Annotated in this window: 14 protein-coding genes and 1 pseudogene; 8 read left to right on the forward strand and 7 right to left on the reverse strand. The window is 37.6% G+C overall.

Annotated features, from left to right (window positions below; translation table 11 throughout):
- The first annotated feature begins 1 nt into the window (after position 1).
- The 7 genes from ACZ5L8_RS14210 (at position 2) to ACZ5L8_RS14240 (ending at position 10424) form a co-directional block, all read left to right on the forward strand.
- Positions 2–1195 (forward strand): DUF4249 domain-containing protein, encoded by a 1194-nt coding sequence (locus tag ACZ5L8_RS14210; RefSeq protein ID WP_464438331.1) that lies wholly within the window; start codon positions 2–4, stop codon positions 1193–1195.
- A 6-nt stretch (positions 1196–1201) separates the two neighbouring features.
- Positions 1202–2890 carry a hypothetical protein gene (locus ACZ5L8_RS14215; RefSeq protein WP_464438332.1) on the forward strand — a complete coding sequence of 563 codons (1689 nt, stop codon included), beginning with the start codon at positions 1202–1204 and terminating at the stop codon, positions 2888–2890.
- 24 nt (positions 2891–2914) lie between these two features.
- A complete protein-coding gene (locus tag ACZ5L8_RS14220; RefSeq protein WP_464438333.1) occupies positions 2915–3628 on the forward strand; it encodes a hypothetical protein in 714 nt (237 codons plus the stop codon).
- Positions 3625–6375 carry a TonB-dependent receptor domain-containing protein gene (locus tag ACZ5L8_RS14225; RefSeq protein ID WP_464438334.1) on the forward strand — a complete coding sequence of 917 codons (2751 nt, stop codon included), beginning with the start codon at positions 3625–3627 and terminating at the stop codon, positions 6373–6375. The genes ACZ5L8_RS14220 and ACZ5L8_RS14225 overlap by 4 nt, the downstream gene beginning before the upstream one ends.
- Positions 6376–6377: 2 nt before the next feature.
- Complete coding sequence (locus tag ACZ5L8_RS14230) at positions 6378–7583, forward strand: DUF4249 domain-containing protein (RefSeq protein WP_464438335.1); 1206 nt, start codon at positions 6378–6380, stop codon at positions 7581–7583.
- A 33-nt stretch (positions 7584–7616) separates the two neighbouring features.
- Complete coding sequence (locus ACZ5L8_RS14235) at positions 7617–9287, forward strand: hypothetical protein (protein WP_464438336.1); 1671 nt, start codon at positions 7617–7619, stop codon at positions 9285–9287.
- Positions 9288–9386: 99 nt separating this feature from the next.
- Positions 9387–10424: an NADP(H)-dependent aldo-keto reductase gene (locus tag ACZ5L8_RS14240; RefSeq protein ID WP_464438337.1), complete on the forward strand. Its 1038-nt coding sequence runs from the start codon at positions 9387–9389 to the stop codon at positions 10422–10424.
- Between the two features lie 76 nt (positions 10425–10500).
- On the opposite strand, the gene ACZ5L8_RS14245 is transcribed toward ACZ5L8_RS14240, so the two are convergent.
- The 5 genes and pseudogenes from ACZ5L8_RS14245 to ACZ5L8_RS14265 all read right to left on the reverse strand — a co-directional run bounded on the left by ACZ5L8_RS14245 (position 10501) and on the right by ACZ5L8_RS14265 (position 15853).
- Positions 10501–11571, reverse strand: a complete 1071-nt coding sequence (locus tag ACZ5L8_RS14245) for a glycoside hydrolase family 43 protein (protein ID WP_464438338.1) — start codon at positions 11569–11571, stop codon at positions 10501–10503.
- A 6-nt stretch (positions 11572–11577) separates the two neighbouring features.
- The gene (gene acs, locus ACZ5L8_RS14250) at positions 11578–13488 is read right to left on the reverse strand and encodes an acetate--CoA ligase (RefSeq protein WP_464438339.1); all 1911 of its coding nucleotides are present in this window, start codon (positions 13486–13488) and stop codon (positions 11578–11580) included.
- 136 nt (positions 13489–13624) lie between these two features.
- A complete protein-coding gene (locus ACZ5L8_RS14255) occupies positions 13625–14143 on the reverse strand; it encodes a hypothetical protein (protein ID WP_464438340.1) in 519 nt (172 codons plus the stop codon).
- Positions 14144–14246: 103 nt separating this feature from the next.
- A pseudogene (locus ACZ5L8_RS14260) lies at positions 14247–14354 on the reverse strand (histone deacetylase); the annotation flags it as partial.
- 17 nt (positions 14355–14371) lie between these two features.
- Positions 14372–15853: a reverse transcriptase domain-containing protein gene (locus tag ACZ5L8_RS14265; RefSeq protein ID WP_464438341.1), complete on the reverse strand. Its 1482-nt coding sequence runs from the start codon at positions 15851–15853 to the stop codon at positions 14372–14374.
- A gap of 441 nt (positions 15854–16294) precedes the next feature.
- Here ACZ5L8_RS14265 and ACZ5L8_RS14270 point away from each other — a divergent pair, with 441 nt between their 5' ends.
- Positions 16295–16987: a hypothetical protein gene (locus tag ACZ5L8_RS14270; RefSeq protein WP_464438342.1), complete on the forward strand. Its 693-nt coding sequence runs from the start codon at positions 16295–16297 to the stop codon at positions 16985–16987.
- Here the strand turns inward: ACZ5L8_RS14270 and ACZ5L8_RS14275 are convergent.
- Both ACZ5L8_RS14275 and ACZ5L8_RS14280 read right to left on the reverse strand, forming a co-directional pair.
- Positions 16978–17883 carry a histone deacetylase family protein gene (locus ACZ5L8_RS14275; RefSeq protein WP_464438343.1) on the reverse strand — a complete coding sequence of 302 codons (906 nt, stop codon included), beginning with the start codon at positions 17881–17883 and terminating at the stop codon, positions 16978–16980. The genes ACZ5L8_RS14270 and ACZ5L8_RS14275 overlap by 10 nt on opposite strands.
- A gap of 6 nt (positions 17884–17889) precedes the next feature.
- Positions 17890–20343, reverse strand: coding sequence for a hypothetical protein (locus tag ACZ5L8_RS14280; RefSeq protein ID WP_464438344.1), 2454 nt, complete (start codon positions 20341–20343; stop codon positions 17890–17892).
- Positions 20344–20348 lie beyond the last annotated feature (5 nt).

Consider the following 20348-nt stretch of genomic DNA (forward strand, 5'->3'; position numbering starts at 1 on the left):
GATGAAGAGAGAAAAGTTTACGAATACAACGAGGTTTATTTTCATGCTTGTAGTGGCTCTTATTTTTAATAACTGCGTAGAGCCTTATGATTATGAGGTGGAGAATTTTGACAGTGCGCTGGTTGTAGAGGCTACGATCACAGATGAGGTTAGAACGCAACAAATCAAAATCACTAGATCTTATGAGCTCGATACAACAGATCCAAAACCTGTTATGGGAGCTAATGTAAGATTAGTGGGCGATAATGGATCTTCTTACATATTTAAGGATGATGGAACAGGCAATTACTTGTCTTCAGAGGATTTTGGCGCAAGCCAAAACATTAATTATACCTTAGAGATACAAGCAAATGGGCGAGAATATGCTTCTATCTCTACTCAACTTACACCGGCAGCAGCGATAGATGATCTGTATGCTGAGCGTGTAGAAGATGATTTTGGCAACGACGGTGTTGGGATCTTTGTAGATAGTAATACGCTTGCTGATGAAGCATATTATTTTCAATATACTTTTGAAGAAACGTACAAGATCCAATCGCCATATAGATCAGATACAGACTTAGAAGTTGTGAGTCTTACTTTTCCGTATTCGGTTAAAAAAGTAGATAAAGTAAAAGAAGAATATACCTGTTATAACACTTTAGATAGCGATAGAATTATACTTACTTCTACGCAAGATCTATCTTCTGGCAATGTGCAACGTGCAGAGGTGAATTTTCTTGATAGGTTAAACCCAAAAATATCCAGACGGTATAGCATTCTTGTTAAGCAATATGTGCGTACGCGTGAGGCTTATGAGTTTTATGCCACGTTAAAGGATCTCTCTGAAAACGAAAGTTTATTTACACAAACCCAACCCGGTTTGCTCACTGGTAATATCATTTCTAAAACAAATGAAGACGAACCTGTTTTAGGCTATTTTAATGTCTCTAGCGTATCGCAAAAGCGCATCTTTTTTAACTATGATGACTTTTATGATTTTGAAGATAGACCGGGAGATTTTATTGAAAATTGTGAGCCATCAGCTCCTGCGGTAGAAAGTCTGGTTTTTTTACTAGATACAGGCTCTGCAAAATACCTTAAAGACAATGATAATCCGCAGCCTTTTGATGGGCCTTATCTTGTAGTGCCCGCCGCTTGTATGGATTGTACTTTGCTAGGAACTAATGTAAAACCAGATTTCTGGATAGACTAAAAAATTATGCGCAACACACTCATCGTATTTTTTGTTCTCATCGCTGGTTCTGTAGTTCTGGCGCAAAACAAAACGACATTAGATCAAGAAGAAGTTCACTTAACGCTAAGCGATAACACTGTCTTTGCGGGAGAGACATTGTATTACAAGGCTAATGTTTTTCTGGGTGATCTGCAGCATTATTCAGCATTAAGCAAGGTGTTGTATGTAAAGATCATAGATGCTGATAAAAATGTGATTCATGAGCAGAAATCTCAAATCACAAATGGTAAAGCTCAAGGAGATATTTTTATAAAAACCGCTGTGCCTTCGGGCAATTATAAGTTGGTCGCTTACACACAGTGGATGTTAAATGCATCTGCAAAACATTTTTTTCAAACAGATCTCGTGATCGTAAATCCATATCTGGGCGATCAGAAGGGCTTTACAGAAAGCAACATTTCAAAGGCAGAAAATGTTGATTTAAAACCTATCGCCGCTCAAGAAATAGATCTCAAGATCAGCACTCATAAAATAGGCAACCGCAAAAAAGTAACGCTTGATATTACTCCTAAAACAGTAGGTCTAAGAGAAGATTTTACACTTACAGTAAAACGTGTAGATCCATTTTTTAAACAAGATAATGATGCAATTATCGCTTTTGCGAAAAGGACTTCTATGTTTCAACCCGTGTCAAAGCAAAGTGCAGATATTTTACCAGAATTAAGAGGCGAGATCATTGAAGGCTCAATATCTTCAGATGAAAGATCGGTGAACAATATCACACTTGGACTTTCATTTCCGCAGGATCGCAACACAAGCATTTATACAACAAAAACAGATGCAAACGGAACTTTTAAGTTTGTAGTAGATAAGCCATTTGCCATTGAAAATGCAGTGGTTAATCCGTTAGAAAATGCAGAAAATTATGAAGTTAAACTTTCCGCGAAAGCGCAACCCGATTTTTCTGATCTATCTTTTGCCAGTTTCAAACTCACGCCCGACTTAAAAAAACAGATCGAACAACGAAGTGTCGCAAACCAAATTGAAAATGCATATTTCACAAAAAAGCCAGACACGATCATCACTCCGCCATCTGGCCAGAAGTTCTATGGAGCGATAGGAGAAACATTTGCATTAGACGATTACACAAGGTTTAAGACGGTAAAGGAAACTTTTGTAGAGGTTGTAGAATATGCATCGCTGCGTAGCAAAGACGGTAAACCTGTTTTTAAAGTGCAGGTAGAAGATAAACTGTATTATGAGGATAATCCTGCTGCGATGGTCATTGTAGATGGAATCATCTTAGAAGATCATGCAAAATTGGTAGAATATCCTGCGGCATTGATCGATGATATATCAGTAATACGCAGCAAGTATTTCTTCGGCCCAAAGCTGTTTTATGGTATCATAGACGTTAAGACAAAGGATGGGGATTTTGCAAAAAGGTATCTTTCTTACAATGATCATGCATTTACACAGCAACCGGTAGCATTAAATAAGCAGTATTATAAACAATCCTACGCATCAGGAGCAGACTCCAGAATTCCTGATTACAGGTATTTATTGGCTTGGGAGCCAAATTTTAACGTTGCAGAAAAAGATGAGTATTCTTTTTACACTTCAGACGTAGATGGTGTTTTTGAAGTATCACTAAAAGGATTTACAAAAAATGGAGATTCTATCGTAATTAAAGAGTATATTGAGGTCAATTAAAGTCTATGCTTTAAAGCCGCCCCTATGAAATATGCGTTTTTGTTTTTGTCCTTAATTACGAGCGCTACACTTTTGGCGCAAGCCAAAACGGAAACAAAACAATACTATCAACTTTTTGACAAAATAGTAGGCCAACATAATACGCCACTTAGCAACGGTACGATCTATCGCGAAGAGCATGTTACGCTCAATGAATATACAAAATTTCTACTGCCAGAATATCAAGAAGGAAGCCTAGTTTATTATGGGCAGCCGTATTATGACGTGTCTTTAAATTACAATGTTTATGACGATTTGTTGCTGATACGCATCAAGACAGACAATGCAATTAAGAACGTTAAGCTGAATCAGAAGTTCATTGATCACTTTGAAGTTAATGGCCGCAGATTTCAATACATAGGCGAGGAAGAAGATATTGACTCTGGTTTTTACGAGGAGATTTATAGTGCAGGTGAGGTGAAACTGCTTAAAAAACTGAGAAAAAACCTTAACGAAAAGCGCGATAAAGAATACAAATACTTTGAGTTTAAAGACCGACCAGATGCGTTTTATGCTAAGAACGGGTCAAATTATTTTCAAATAAGTAATCAGCGCAGTTGGATCAAGGCTTTTCCTGATAAAGAAAATTTGATCAAGGCATATTATAAAAGCAACTCCGCCGCCAGGAGAAATAACAAAACGCTTTTTTACAAATCCTTGCTAAGCCAGTTATACTCAAATACAGATAAGGAAATATGAAGAGAGTTATAATTTTTCTCATTTTTATTTCCGTGGCTGTATGCCAGGCGCAAGAGGTTATTTCGCTTAAAGCGAAAGAAAATTCTTTTGAAGAAATCGCAACAAAGATCGAGGCACAAACAGGTTATGAATTCTATTTCTCAAAAACTTGGACGCAAGGAAAATCCTTTACAGGAGAGTTTACAAATGCATCAATAAGTGAGGTCTTAGATGCACTTTTTAATGAAACAAACCTTAACTATTTTGTAGATGGAGATAAAGTGATCATCACTTTAAATAATGCGATTTACGACACTTTACCATCAGTTTTTTACCCGAAGGAAGAAAATGAAACAGTCACTGAAGCAGAAGTTGAAACTGTTGCCGCACCCGTTTTCTACACCAGTCAAAATAGAGAAACACGCACTGCAGAAACAGTGAGAATAGGCCGTGAGAATGCGGCAAACCGTCAAAAGAGATTTAGATTAACAGGCTACATCACATTGCAACAAACCGGTGATCCTATACCAGATCTTGCCATTGTGGTACGCGATCGCAACGTAGGCGCAGTAACAGATGATAGAGGTTATTATGAGATAAACCTTCCTGCAGGTTCTAATGTTTTAGAGTTTAAATCTCTGGGTACAGAAACGCTTATTCAAAATGTGATCATTTACAACGACGGGAATTTAAACATTCAGCTATCTGAGAATTTACAGCAACTAGGTGAAGTGTTGCTAGATGCCACAAAAAACCAAAATGTAGAAGATGCAATAGCTGGCGCCGAAGAGATCAATGTAGAAGAATCTAAGAATATTCCGCTGGTTTTAGGAGAGCGAGACATCTTTAAAGTTGCGACAACCTTACCAGGAATTAGCACGCAGGGTGAGGCCTCACAAGGTTTTAATGTAAGAGGAGGAAAGGCAGATCAAAACCTTGTATTGCTTGATAAAGGGATCATTTATAATCCGTCACACTTTTTTGGTATTTTCTCTGCGATCAACCCATTTACTACAGAAAGTGTAGATGTTTATAAAGGGCACATTCCGGCGAAATTTGGCGGTAGACTCTCATCAGTTTTTGATATTCATTCAAAAAAAGCTAGCACGACCAACTTTAATGGTGAGGCATCCATAGGTCCTGTAACCAGTAATCTTATGGTTGAGGTTCCTGTAAGCGAAGAAAAAGGTGGACTTATTGTGGGCGGTAGAGCCACATATTCTGATTATATCTTAAAAGCGCTAGATGAGGAGTCTTTAAAAAATAGCAGCGCTTCTTTTTATGACGCTTTCGCCAAATATGATCACAAGATCAACGATCGTAACGCAATTAGAGCATCAGGATATTATAGTAAAGACCGCTTTAGTATAAACTCAGACTCAATATTCTCATACAGCAATATGCTTGTGAATTTGGGATATGATTTTAAGATCAAAGAAAAGACTACCGGAGCGCTAACCTTTAGTCATAGCGATTATGATTTTAATATTGATTATGATTCAGATCCAGCAAATAGCTTTGGGCAGAATTATGGTATTAATGAAACAAGCCTGCAGCTAGATTTTAAATATCTAAAAAGCGCAAAGCATCAATTTGAATATGGTTTAAGCTCTAAACTATACAATGTACAACCCGGAAGCCTTACACCAGAAGGTCAAGAAAGCAACTACTCACCCGTAGATATTGACAGTGAAAAAGGTCTAGAGTCTGCCATTTATTTCTCAGACAATTATAAAATAAGCGATAAGCTTCTTGTAAATGCAGGTTTGCGTCTTAGCATGTTTAATGTTCTAGGACCACGCACAGAAAGAAATTATGAAGAAGGAGTGCCATTAAGCGAAGGCACGGTTACAGACTCTACAGCTTATGGAAACAATGATTTCATTAAAACATATGGAGGCCCAGAGGTAAGATTATCTGCAAGATATTTACTCAACCCTACATTTTCTATTAAGGCGAGTTATAACAACACCTTGCAATACATTCATACGCTGTCTAACAATACCACGGCATCACCTACGGACACGTACACATTGTCTAGTTCATTTATCGAGCCGCAAAGAGCAAATCAATTTTCTTTAGGGTTTTATAAAAACTTCAACGACTCAGAATATGAAGTAAGTCTAGAAGGCTATTATAAAACAGCAAATAATGTGATCGATTTTAAAACCGGTTCTCAATTGTTTTTAAATCAAAACATAGAAACAGAGGTTTTACAAGGCAAGGGCAAATCCTATGGTGCTGAACTATTGATCAAGAAAACTCTAGGTAAATTCAATGGATATTTAGGATACACATATTCGCGCTCATTACAAAAGTTTGATAGTCCTTACAGAGAAGAGACGATCAATAACGGCGAGTTTTTCTCAACAAACTACGATAAACCACATGATGTAAGCCTGGTTGCAAATTACAAGCTAACAAAGCGTTTTAGCTTTTCGGCAAACTTTGTTTATCAAACGGGAAGGCCGGTTACTTTTCCTGTGGCGGTTTACACGTATAATGATGCAGAATATGTTTTATACAGCGATAGAAATCAATTTAGAATACCAGACTATTACAGGTTAGACTTAGGGATAAACATAGAGGGTAATCATAAACTTGAAAAAGTAGGACATAGTTTCATAAACATCTCTGTGTACAATGTCTTGGGAAGAAATAATCCATACGCGGTTTATTTTGTAACAGATAACGGTGAAGTGCAGGCATATCAAAACAGTATTTTTTCGGTGCCTGTCCCAACGATCACTTATAACTTTAAATTTTGATCATGATGAGGATGAGGTATGAAAGAGTGATCTGTGCGTTAGCGCTACTTGTGCTTAGCATTTTAATACAAGGTTGTGTAGAAAAATTTGAATACGCGGCAGAAACATTTGAAGATGCGATAGTAGTAGAAGCAACAATTACAGACCAAGTAACTACTCAAGAACTTAAAATAAGTAGAACGTATGCCGATGTGGGCGATGGACCTTTCCCAGAAACTTCAGCTAATGTTACTGTAACGGGTGACGATGGCTCTTCTTACGCTTTCGCGGAAAGTCAAAGCGGAGAATACTTCTCTGAGCAGCAATTTGGCGCAAAGCCTAATGTAAAATACACCCTGAATATACAAACAGCAAATGGTAGAGAATACAGATCTGATGCTGTAGAAGTAACTCCAGAAGCGCAGATAGACGAAGTTTATGCTGAACGCAAGGTTGATGAAAATGGAGTAGCAGGAGTTGCTATTAAAGTAAATGGATCTGGAGTAAATAATGATGCCACTTATTATCAATATAGGTTTGAGGAAGCATATAAGATCCTATCTCGAGAGAACCCAATACAAGATCTAATCGTGATAAGTGCAGTAGAGCCTTATGAGGTAGATAGAGTTTTTAAAGAGCGCGAGGAGTATGTGTGTTATAATTTTGATGTTTCTCGCGATATTATTATCGAAAGCACTAGCAAATTTCAACAGGACGTTGTTCAGGATTTTCAAGTAAACTTTGTACCACAAACAGACCCTAAGGTTGCTCAACGCTACAGTATTCTTGTAAAACAATTTGTGCTTAACAGAGCAGGTTATGAGTTTTACAATACACTAAAAGACATTTCAGAAACTGAGAGCATTTTTGTGCAGAATCAGCCAGGTTTTCTTGCTGGTAATATCGTCTCTCAGACTAATCCTGATGAAAAGGTAATTGGCTTTTTCAGCGTTTCTTCGGTTTCTGAAAAACGTATCTTCTTCAACTTTGAGGATATTTTCTCACTTAATGATGAAAGGGGATATTTTAATAGTATCTGTGATGTTACGCGCCCTGGTCTGGAGGAGCTTGTAAGACTTTTATTAGATAACAGAGTTAAATTTTTAGCAGAGGCACCACCAGAAGCTCATCCTATTGAAGGAGGCGGCCCGTATAGAGTTATGCCTTCTGGATGTATAGATTGTACATTGCATGGTACGAATGTTAAACCAGATTTTTGGGAAGAATAGATGAAAAATACGCTATATATATTTTTACTTTTATTGACTCTCAATGTCAACGGTCAGCAAGCGATTTCATCGGCAAGCGATTATGATGAAGAAAAAGTCTTCTTACATCTCAATACCACAACCGCACTAGCTGGCGAGACGCTTTTTTATAGTGCTTATACCTTCTTAAAGGACATAAATTCTCCCAGCACGCTTAGTAAAATACTTTATGTTGCGATTTTAGATGAGGACAAAAACATCATTAAAAGTCAAAAAGTAGGTGTTGTAGATGGTAAAGCTCAAGGCGAAATTTTCTTAGACACAAACATTCCGTCTGGAAATTATGCTGTGATCGCGTACACCTTATGGATGCTTAACGCCTCGGGTGAGATGTATTTTCAAACGCCGCTTAATGTGATCAATCCATACAATGGTGATCAAGGTGAGATACTTACCGTTGAAGATAATCCAGTAAAAATTGAACTTCAAAAGTCAGTTTCAAACAATACAAATACGTCTTTAAACATAACACCTTCAGTAGCGGGAAAAAGACAAAAAGTAACTGTAAGCCTTTCAAAGAATTTAGAAGCAGACCTTTCAATTTCTGTGAGGAAGTTAGATGCGCTTTCGCGGAAGCAAGAAAAAACAAGTCTAGATTTTGCCTCAACAAAATTTGAAAAAGTCGATGTTCAAAATATTGAAAAATTGATCGTTCCTGAGATTAGAGGTGAGGTGATAAACGGGAAGATCTATGGTCAGGATATTGCAAATGTGACTTCGTCTAAAAAAGTGGCGCTATCCATTCCTGATGACAATCTCAATATTCAAGTAGCGAGCACGGTTAAAGACGGTGAATTTTTCTTCGTTCTTGATGAGCCTTACGATTCTCAATATGCCTCAGTTGTTGTGCTAGATGACAAGGATTATGAGGTAACTCTTAATCCCACACCTACGCCAAACTTTAGTGACTTAAGATTCAAAGATTTTAAGATAACTAATGCTCAAAACGAAGCTATTTTAAAACGAAGCGTTGCCAATCAAGTGGAGAATGCATATTTCGCTTTAAAGCCAGATACGCTTGTTGTAGAGGCAATAAAAGACCCGTTTTATAACAGTAAAGGTGTAGATGTTAAGAAATATGATCTGGATGCTTACACGCGTTTTAATACAGTGAGAGAAACCTTTATTGAGATCATTGAGAATGTAGCTGTACGTCGCATTGATCAAGAGCTAAGATTCAGAGTGTTTTTACCAGACTTAGGCGTGGGTAGAGGAGAAGGAGATCCGCTATTGATCGTAGATGGTATTATCCAGAAGGATCCAAGTACGATCTTAAGTTACCCTTCTCGCAATATTGAGGCGATCACTGTGGTTAGAGAAGAATATAACTTTGGGCCAAATGTCTTTTTTGGTATGTTGATCATCAACACAAAGGATGAGGATTTTAAGAAAACGTATTACTCCTCAAGTTCAGCTACCGCTGCAAAGATTGGTTCAATAGATCCTGCAAAAAAATACTTTAAACAGCAATACAGTAATGGCGATAACAAGAGAACGCCAGATTATAGATACCAACTTCTATGGGAGCCGCATGCTGATTTTAAAGACAATAAGACCTTTGAGTTTTTCACTTCAGATATCTCAGGCACATTTGAAATCGTGATACAAGGATTTACAAAAAATGGCAAGCCCATTTATATCACGCAATATTTTGAAGTTAATTAGGCTTTCGCCAAAAGAAAAAACAACACAAACCTGCTGTACTTCAAGTCAGCAGGTTTTTTGTTTGACATAGCCTAACTTTGAGGTAAACCAAAAAAGAAAATGAAATACACCACACTTCCAGATACAGATATAAAAGTCAGTAAGATATGCCTGGGCACCATGACTTGGGGCCAGCAAAACACCGAAGCAGAAGGTCATGAGCAACTAGATTATGCGGTTGAGCAAGGCGTTAATTTTATCGATACTGCAGAATTGTACTCCGTTCCGGCGAAAGCCGAAACACAAGGAAGTACAGAGCGCATCATAGGAACTTGGCTTAACAAGCGAGGCAAACGTGATGATCTTATTATAGCTTCTAAGATCGCTGGGCCGGCAGATATGACAAAACATATTCGCACTGGTGGCTATGCAGCTCACGAGATCAACGACGCTATTGAGAAAAGCTTAAAACGCCTGCAAACAGATTATATTGATCTTTATCAATTGCACTGGCCAGAGCGCAACGCTAATTATTTTGGTGAGTTGGGATACAAACACGATAGTGACGAGCAGTGGGAAGATAACTTTAAAGAAGTTCTTGAAACTTTGCAACAAGCCATAAAAGCAGGCAAGATCAGACACATCGGCTTGAGTAATGAGACGCCGTATGGTTTGTTTAGATTTCTAGAAGAATCAAGAAAACATGATCTCCCAAAAATGCTTACCGTTCAAAATCCATATAACCTTCTTAACCGTAAAGACGAAGTAGGATTGACCGAGATTTTACACCGCGAAAATGTGGGTATGTTAGCATATTCGCCGCTTGGTTTTGGTACACTTTCAGGGAAGTATCTTGATGGTAAGAAACCAGAGAATGCACGAGTGACTTTGTTTCCGCAGTATAAGCGTTATCACAGCGAGCAAAGCTTTGAAGCAACCAGTATGTATCGTGACATCGCAGAAAAATACGATCTCAACTTTGCTCAGATGTCTTTAGCTTTTGTTACAGACAGACCATTTATGACCTCAAACATCATAGGAGCAACAACTATGGAGCAGCTTAAAGAAAACATCGCTAGCGTTGATCTTACGCTTTCTGACGAAGTTTTAGAAGAGATCAATGCAGTTCATGCAATTCATCCTAATCCGGCGCCATAATCGTTTAAAAAGCTATTTGGCTGTAGCCAAAAAACTAAAAAGAGGAAAACGTCACTTAAGATGTTTTCCTCTTTTTTTATTTCTTATTAGGATACGTTTTCATCAATTTTTCAGCTTCCGCCGAAGAAATTATTGAAACCGTACCATGTCTCGCCGCATCAGGAAAATCAGCATCTTCCTGAATTTCCCAGTTAGTCAAGTCATCAGAATATGAAACGCCAAAACGGTTTGTCATACAGAAATCATAATACAACAAGTAACCATCTTCAAAAGGGTCTGGGATTGCGCTGGGACCTTCGGTAATTACGGGGACGATTTGACCGTCGTTAAGATGTCCTTCCACGATTTCATAAGGTCCTTCCAGATTATCTGAAACTGCTAATCGAATCGCGCGGCGCTCACCGGTTTTTGCTCCAAATTCTTCTTCTTTATGAAACAGATAATACTTTCCATCTTCTTTTAAGATCGTACCATCTATCACAGAATATGGCGGGTCAAAAAGCACTTTTGCTGGGGTAAAATCTTTCCAATCCTTTGTGCGGGAATACCACAAGCGGCTATTCATCCAGCCGGCTTCATCAAAGGATGACGACCACACAAGAACATACTCGCTGTTTTCTTCATCATAAAACCACTCTGGCGCCCATATGTTTTTGGCGAAAGCCCCATTCTCTTTTGCTTCTTGCATCAACGGCAAAGAACGCTCAGCCTTCCAGTAAATCAAATCCTTTGATGTAGCGTACAAACACGTAGGGCCAACTTTATCTTTCTCAAGCTCTCCCATCCCGCCAGTGGCGAGAATATGCCAAGTACCGTCAGGACCTCGGCGCACATACGGGTCGCGCATCCACTGGTCCCAGATGGGTTTGTTGTCATTAAGCGGCGTCCAATTGCGACCGTCAGTAGAAAGTGCGATGTGCAAACTCGCCTCAAGCATCGGGTCTGGTAGCGGCACTTCTATAATATTTCCATCATCGTCAATCTCAATGCGGGTGGGATATCGCTGCCTAAAATACGTCAACATCATCACCTTGTCGCCATCCTTGATGTGCAGTTCAGGATATAATTTTTCTTTTTCCGCTTGCGCGAAAAGTACTGCCGGAGCAAGTATGAGACCGCAAAGAACGGTCGCTAAAATTTTATGCATTTCCCTTTATTTTATAACGTTATCCATTACTTCCTGAACAACTTCAGGGTTCAATAATGTAGATGTATCGCCCAGATTTGAAGTGTCACCAGAAGCGATTTTACGCAAAATTCTACGCATGATCTTTCCGCTTCGGGTTTTTGGTAACCCAGATGTAAATTGAATTTTGTCCAGTTTTGCAATTGGCCCTATTCTTTCAGAAATCAACTGATTAATTTCTTTTCTAAGGTTGTCTTTATCGCGCGTTCCACCGGTTTCTTTGAGAATTACATAACCGTATAATGCGTTGCCTTTTACGTCGTGCGGATAGCCCACGATAGCACTTTCCGCAACAGCGGGATGCTCATTTATCGCATCTTCTATGGGCGCGGTTCCCAGGTTATGACCAGAGACGATCACCACATCATCCACGCGGCCGGTGATACGATAGTATCCCACACTGTCTCGCAATGCGCCGTCACCGGTGAAATACATGTCTTTAAATGCCGAAAAATAGGTGTCGCGATAACGGTCGTGATTTCCCCAAATCGTTCTTGCCATAGATGGCCACGGGAACTTGATACACAATCTACCGTCCACTTGATTGCCTTTAATCTCCTTGCCTTCTTCATCCATCAACGCAGGCTGGATTCCTGGCATGGGCAAGGTCGCAAATGTAGGAACCGCCGGAGTGGAATAAGGTATTGGCGAAATCATGATTCCGCCGGTTTCTGTTTGCCACCAGGTGTCAACGATAGGACATTTGCGCTTCCCAATATTTTCATCATACCAGTGCCACGCTTCTTCATTTATCGGTTCGCCCACCGTTCCTAAAACCTTAAGCGAAGACAGGTCATATTTCTCAACATAATCTAGCGACTCTTTACCCAAAGCCCGAATCGCCGTAGGAGCCGTATAGAATTGTGTGATTTTATGTTTTTCTACAATTTCCCAGAAACGGCCGTAGTCTGGATACGTGGGAACACCTTCAAACATCACGGTTGTGGCTCCATTTGCCAGCGGACCGTAAACTATATAACTGTGTCCCGTGATCCACCCGATATCTGCCGTACACCAGTAAATATCATCCTCACGATATTGAAATACGTTTTTAAAAGTAAACGCTGTGTACACCATATAACCGGCGCAGGTGTGCACCATTCCCTTAGGTTTACCAGTACTTCCCGAAGTATAAAGAATAAAAAGCGGGTCTTCAGCTTTCATCATTTCGGGAGGGCAATCGTTGCTCGCTTCATCTAGTAGCGGTTGCAGCCAGTGGTCACGATTCTCTTCCATGTGAATGTCACTCGCAATTCTTTTTGCGACAAGCACATGCTCAACACAATCACATTTTTTCAACGCTTCATCCACGATGCCTTTAAGGTCTATGGTTTTGCTTCCGCGAAAACTACCATCAGACGTTATTACCATTTTACACTCGGCATCGTTAATACGCGTGGCAAGTGCCGTTGAAGAAAATCCCGCAAAAACAACCGAATGAATCGCCCCAATTCTGGCGCAAGCCAAAACACTGATAGCCAACTCTGGAATCATGGGCAAATATATACAAACGCGGTCTCCTTTCTTTATGCCTTTCGCCTTGAGCACATTTGCAAACTTGCATACGCGCTCGTGCAAATCATTATACGTGATGTGTTCAGCGCTTGCATTAGTGTCGTTAGGTTCAAAGAGAATCGCGGTTTTATCGCCACGAGTTCTAAGATGACGGTCTATGCAGTTCTCAGTTATATTCAACTCTGCACCTTGAAACCATTTTACCTCAGGTTTTGAGAAATCCCATTCAAGAACTTTATCCCAGCGTTTGTGCCATGTGAAATGCTCTTCGGCAATCTCAGCCCAGTAGTTTTCTGGGTCGCGCACGCTTTTTCTATATACTTGAAAGTATTCTTCTAAATTCTTGATATGGTAATTACTCATTTCTGTTAATTTTTTTCAGTCGGAGCATTAAAATTACTAAATCGTTATAGAAAAAATATGAACTATTCCCTCAGAAATTAAAGAATAAAAAAACCGGCCACAAAGGGCCGGTTTTAATATGTTTTATAAATGTGTATTAAAGCACGTCAACAGTAACTTTTACATCTGCAACGATCTTAATTTTAAAGCTCACAGGCTCTGCGCTTACAGAACCGTCAAGAGCAAGAGTTGCTGTAGCATTGTTTTTAATAGAAGAAGCTAATGCTTGAACTAAATTTGCTTGAGCAGTAATATCAGTCACGGTATTTGCATTGTCAGAAGCAGAAAGATCAATGCTAGTTAAAGCGAGCGTTCCTCCGTTTACTTTAAAGGCTCCATTAAGTATAACACCTTCTGTACCAGTTACATCAGTGATCTCATAAGTAAGTCTCTCTACAGTAACAGACTGTATCTTATCTATATTGTCCTGAACATCAGGATCAGCCACAGAAATTGTCATAGACTCAGAGAAGGTAGTACCACCGCTCACGCTTACAGTAACAGTTTGAGTAATTGTGTCGTTTACATCAATTTCAGTTAGTTCGTCAAGCTTCTCACAAGAAGTAAAAGCAATCATTACGAACGCTAGTAATAAAGTAGGTTTTAAAAATTTCATAATTAAGGACTTAGGTTTAGTGAGCCGCTAAATTACATCATTTTAACATACCATTGGCAATTCGGGGGTGTTTTGACCCTAAAAAGGGGGTTTTCCCCTATAATTATAAGTAGATTTCTTGCGCTAGTCGATACGTATTTGCATGTGCTTCAACAATTACTTTAATATCTGGAGAATACCCGCCGCCCATACTGCATTGCACGGGTATTTCGCTTTCGCAAAAAAGACTCATTCCTGATTTTTATTAATATTTGAGAAATCGTGGTTATGCAGAGTTGACTGAAGAATTTTCCAGTGATTATGAAGTTGTTTTTTTATTTCAGGGGCATTCATTTCTTCGGCTGCGCGATAGGCATATTTTATATAATTACCTCTAAAAATTCTGGTTTGTTTACCTTTCTGCAGTTTACGTTTCTTTATACCTTTATATGAGTAGAGCCTATAAATTTTTCTCTTGAATATAGGTGCTTCGTCTAGAAGATATTTACTTTTTACAGAATTTACCCTATTTGCTTTTCTATGTATTGTCTCTTTCATCTCTCGATAAAAAGCTGATAAATTCTTCGATTTTATCAAAGTTTGATAGCCATAAAATTCAAAACCTAAATAAGTTAGAGGGATATTTTCAATCCATTTATTATTGATCATTTTTGAACAGGTCAATCTATCTTCGCCTTGAGAGAATAAATATCTTTCTGTTTTTTCAGGTGAAATTTTGAGTTTGATTTTTTTTATTTCTTCATAAATAAAAGCTTCTACTTTTTCTCTGTCTTTAGGATTACAAATCACAATAATATCATCAGAGTATCTCCGGTAGAACACACCTTTTGTCTTAACGAATTTTTCTATTATTTCTTCATCAAAAGGAAGCATGTAAAGATTGGCAAGCATTGCACTAATTGGCAATCCTTGTGGAATGCCACAAATATCTCCTTTCTTCCTATTTTCATTTTTATAAATCTGAATTCCTGATTCAAAAAGCTCTTTTAAACTGTAAAAAAAGGTTTGTTTTCCATTCTTCTTATTTTGAGCAATTTTCTTTTCATCAAAATGTCCTTTTACTGTTCTAAGATCTTTTTGTTTTACGTAAGAAAAGTTCGTGACAGCTTTGAATAGATTATAATGATCCTTTGGAAGTGATTTAGTCTTAAGTAGGTTACACCACATTTTTTTCAAATGCTTATGATCTAAACTGGGGAAAAAATTCTTAATATCAAATGTAAGAGCAACGCAATTTTCTCTAGATTTTATTTCATCAAAAGCATCTTTTGCAAAGTGGACATTATTCTTATACCCTTTGCCATTATCAGAAGGAATTTGGCGGTACGCGGTAACGGACGCGGTTAAGATATTTTTAGAATTTAAATAATCATTATAAAGTGGATAAAGTCTTTTTTGCGTGTAATATGAATATATATGTGCATCGATATGTGTAGCATACATTATATCACGCACTTTTGTATTAGAGATATAAGCACCGTCCTCAATTGTTTTGTGCGAGCGTCTACTTAGACCATTAAATTCAGATTTTTTAAAACGTCTTTGTTTTATATGTTTTAAAATAAGGGGAGAGAATGAATGTTGAGCAATATTTTTTGGATCTAAAATATATTTTAAAACAGAAGAACGCTTATCTATTGGTATTCTGTTTGTAAAATGTAAATAGCCCCTATCCTTAAACCAATCTTTATCTTTTTTCTTTTTGTTCATTCTAATAAAAAGGGGGTTGGGTTTATTTGCGGATTTTACCAGAAATAGAACATAACATTCTAATAGAATTGAACCACTAGCCGAATTCTCGACTCCCGCTAACTTTTACGTACTTTATTAATTCAATTGTAGAACTTATGTTAGAAAGCCTTATTAAATCAATATCTAAGCAGATTCGCCTTGTCGGTCGAGGTGTCAGCCTGACATCTCGAAAATGGCACGGCGTTTGCATAATTCTAGTACTGTTGATTCATATCACAATATTGGGTTGTGAAGCAACAGTAACCTTTTTCCTAATTTCCATATTTAATTTTTCCCCTAAGGTCGAAACCAAGTGATTTAAAAAATCTACGGTTCAGCCAATCGTTCTATTTCGGCCAACCCCCTTATTTTCAAAAGTAATATTTATATATTTAACCCAATAACTTAAAATTCAAACCATTGAATAAATTTACTTTAGGGGAAATTGTAACATTAAAGTCTCACCGACACTTTATAGATCACGCTCCTAACCAGCAGAGAGAATCTTTCAGTATTCAACATCCGCCCATGTTGATGATAAAAGAGATTTTTATTGAGTCAACTGATAAAAAGATTTTTCATTCAACCATAGAGAGTGCAAAGATCAGTTCAAGAGTAAAATACACTTGTGTTTATTTTAATGATCATAAAAGCTCTTTTTTTGAGTTAACTATTTATGAAGATCTTCTGGAATCTTTTAAATCACTTAAGTTTTCTAGAAAAGAGGAAAATGTTGACAAGCAAAAAACTTTGATTGAAGAGGTTGAGGATTATGCTATTGCAACCTATGAGTTAGGAAAAGTCGTTCAGCTAAAAACAGCTAAACTTGAACATCGTAAAAAATTAAAAGATGTCTTTAAGTATCCCACATTTCGATGTCCAGAACTTGTTATTACTGGAATTAAAGAAAATGATGAGCAATCAAGTTTTTATGAGAAAAGTGGAGAACCAAAAAAGATTGTGTCAAAAGTCTTTTTTAAGGTTTGTTGGTTTGATTATGTTCAAAATAAAATAGCAGAGCAATATCTACCTCAAGAATTTTTAATAGAGCCTTTAAAACCAGCTACAGCTATTCCTGATCCGCCAAAACTTGAAAATGATGATCAGAAGTAAACTTCCTGCGCTAGGCGATACGTATTTGCATGTGCTTCAACAATTACTTTAATATCTGGAGAATACCCGCCCCCCATACTGCATTGCACAGGGATTTCGCTTTCGCGAAAAAGACTCAAACAGAATCTATCTCTTTCTTTGCAACCTTCTACCGAGCATGAAAGTCGGCCGAGCTTGTCACTTTCTAAAATATCAACACCGCTGAGGTAAAAGATAAAGTCAGGTTTTACGTCTTTAATAATGAGTTGAGGTAAGGTTTCTTTAAGTAAACCTAAATAAACTTCATCGCCACTACCATCAGGAACGGCAATATCAAGGTCTGAGGTTTCTTTCTTAAAAGGATAATTACCCGCCCCGTGCATTGAGAAAGTAAAAATCTTGTCATCATTTTGAAAGATTTCAGCCGTGCCATTACCTTGATGCACGTCCAGATCTACGATGAGGATTTTTTTGGCGAAAGCCTTATTTAAAAGATATCTCGCGCCGATAGCCTGATCATTAAACATGCAAAACGCCTCGCCGTGATCAGAATATGCGTGGTGCGTGCCGCCAGCAATGTTGAAGGCAATGCCATTTTCAAGCGCATGGTGACAACCTTTTATGGTGCCGTCTGCAATGATAAATTCACGCTGCACTAACGCTTCACTAAGCGGAAAACCTATTTTGCGCACAGCGCTTCTATCTAGCGAAAGCGATTTGAGATTCTCAACATATTCCTTGTCGTGAACGGTAAGAATATGGTTCTCATCTGGCATTTTTGGCTCAAAAAAGTTTGCCTCTGTACACGTGCCTTCATGAATAAGTTGCTTAGGCAACAGCTCATATTTGAGCATCGGGAAGCGGTGACCGTCTGGCAACGGATGCTTGTAAATAGGATGATAGGCGATTTTGAGCAAACTGAATTAATTCTCTAGATTAAAATCCTTTTCTACATGGATTAGTTTTCCTGAGGAAGATAAACCTTCCAATATAATCTGAAAATCAACTTTAGGCTTTTTTATCTTAAACGATATCTCTCCTTTTTTACTAGATTCAAGATCAGGAATCCAGTCAATAACACCATAAGCCTGAAAGAAATCATCAGTTTCATTTTGAAACTTTGGGATATAGTATTTTTTGTATTTGCTGTAACCTATGGGTAGTGAATATGATTGCATGCCATTAGGTCTTGCACCAAATTTCTCAGCAGTAAGATCAGAAGTTATTTTAATAACGCCATTAGAACCTAAAAACCCTTGTCCCATTGCTGAATTAGGCCCAATGTTTATTTCTACAGTTTTAACTGTAGCCATAGAAAAATTAGCAAACATTGAAGAATCTAGCATGGGGACACCATCAAGATAAAACAGTATTTGTTTATCTATATCGTCATCTTCAGATTGCCTGCTCCCATTAGAGAAATCTTGATCGGGACCCAGATCGACGCTAGCTTGAGGGTCGCCCCCGGCAATTGCATTTACTTGCAATCCTCCTTGAGCCTGATTTACTATTAATCCCTTAGATCGTAAAAAGTCTGCTAAAGTGGCAAAAGTTAGTCTGTCCTCAATGGTTAATAAATGGACTCTTCCCCAAGAGTGATTGTTTAGCTTCCGTTCCTCTTTTTTATGGTCACTTACTTTTTTGGTATATAGTTCAACTTCATTTAAAGTTTCAGATTCACTCAAGAAGTTTGCTATCTCTGAATTTGAATAAATGGTATTATTCGTCTTTACAATATCTTCTGATTTGTATAGTGTAGATGTAGCAAAATCCGCATTAAGATTTGGTGCTTGGGATGGGTATAGCGATAAATAGAGCTTAGTCTTTATTAGACGATTTCTATTTTTTATTTCAGAGATGCTGATTTCCTCATTTTCTATGGCAAAGAAATCATCAATTTCAAAAGAGTCTTTTCCTGGAGGGATTTTGAATATCTGTGGCGGATAATTATCTGAAGGATGAATAATAAATTGTTTTTCATTTTTATCATCATCGTTTATGACACCCTTTAGAACAAATCCTTTAGTTTTTTCATGCTGTGGATTGAAGGAGGTGTTAAAAATATCTTGCCAGTCATAACTACTCCAACCTTGGGTCAGCAATAAATTGTCGAGCTCTTGAGCTTTTTTTGAGTTGGTATTCTCTAAGTACCAAGATGCATTTTGTACAGAACCTTTAATGTAAGGTCTTAAAAGCATTTGAAACAGAATACTATTATTATAAACAGATGCCTTAGAGTTCTTAGGAAGAATAGAAACACTGGCTGAGGTGATGTTTTCAGCGTTTTTAAAAGAGAGATCAATTTGCGTAGAGTCGCTTAAAACTTCGGTAGAAGCTTCTATCTGATTCAATTGAGGTATTGCTATATGTTTAAAATAAAGTCGCTCTGCAATGGGGTTTTGATTGTCATCAAAAAGTGTAAAGATGTTTATACCACTAACAAGTTCGTCTTGATGTATTAAGATTGATTTTGTCTTAGAATCGGCTAGATCAACATCAATGGCTTTTACTGTCTTATTGTTGTGAATACCCAGAGTATATGTTCTAAGACTTAGCGCTTCATCATTTGTCTTGACCGTCAAGCGCACTTGGTCTTTTAAAGGGATGAGGGATAGTACTAATCCCTTTTTTTCAACTTTTAGATCTGCCTTAATTTTAAATTCCTTTCCATTTAGATCAATATGTGCTTCATAATCTTCACCTATTTCTGGCACAAAAGCTAGCCTGCCAATGCCAAAATCATTAAGCGTAGTTTGTGCTTTTAGGCTTCCGGTTTTGTCTAGAAGTTTTACACCTGCATTAGGTAAACCAATACCATTTTTATCTTTAATGACTACTCCAATAGTATTAATGATATTTTCAATAGCATGTCCACTTTCAGGAAGAAATTGTGCATCGATTTCCATAGCACCTTCACTCAACTCAACGTTTTCAGCCTTGGTATCAATAATTCTGATTTTCTCAGCATAAAAATTGTGTTGTTTAAAGTTTAATTGCCAGTTAGTATAAGCCTTAAGAGTATATTCTCCAGCTGCTAAAGTTGAATCGATGGAAATTGAATTAGAGGATGTCCCATCAATAATTGGCATAATCTTCTTTACAACAACATTTTCTTTATCATCTAAAATCTGCACATAAAGATTAGAAGTTTCGAGATCAGGTTTTAAATCTGCTTTATTTACTACATAAGCCTTAAAGCCTATTTGTTCTCCTTGTAAATATGTGGATTTGTTGAGGTGTAAATAGGTTAAAGTCTGTGGTATTGATACAAACTCAGAGATCTTTTTAAGGATTTTATCTTGCGAAGATTGGGCGTGAGTTAAATTTAAGAATAGAGAAAAAAATAAAATTGCTGAGTAACGTAGAAATTTGATCATAAAAA

The sequence above is a fragment of the Leeuwenhoekiella obamensis genome (assembly GCF_055391795.1).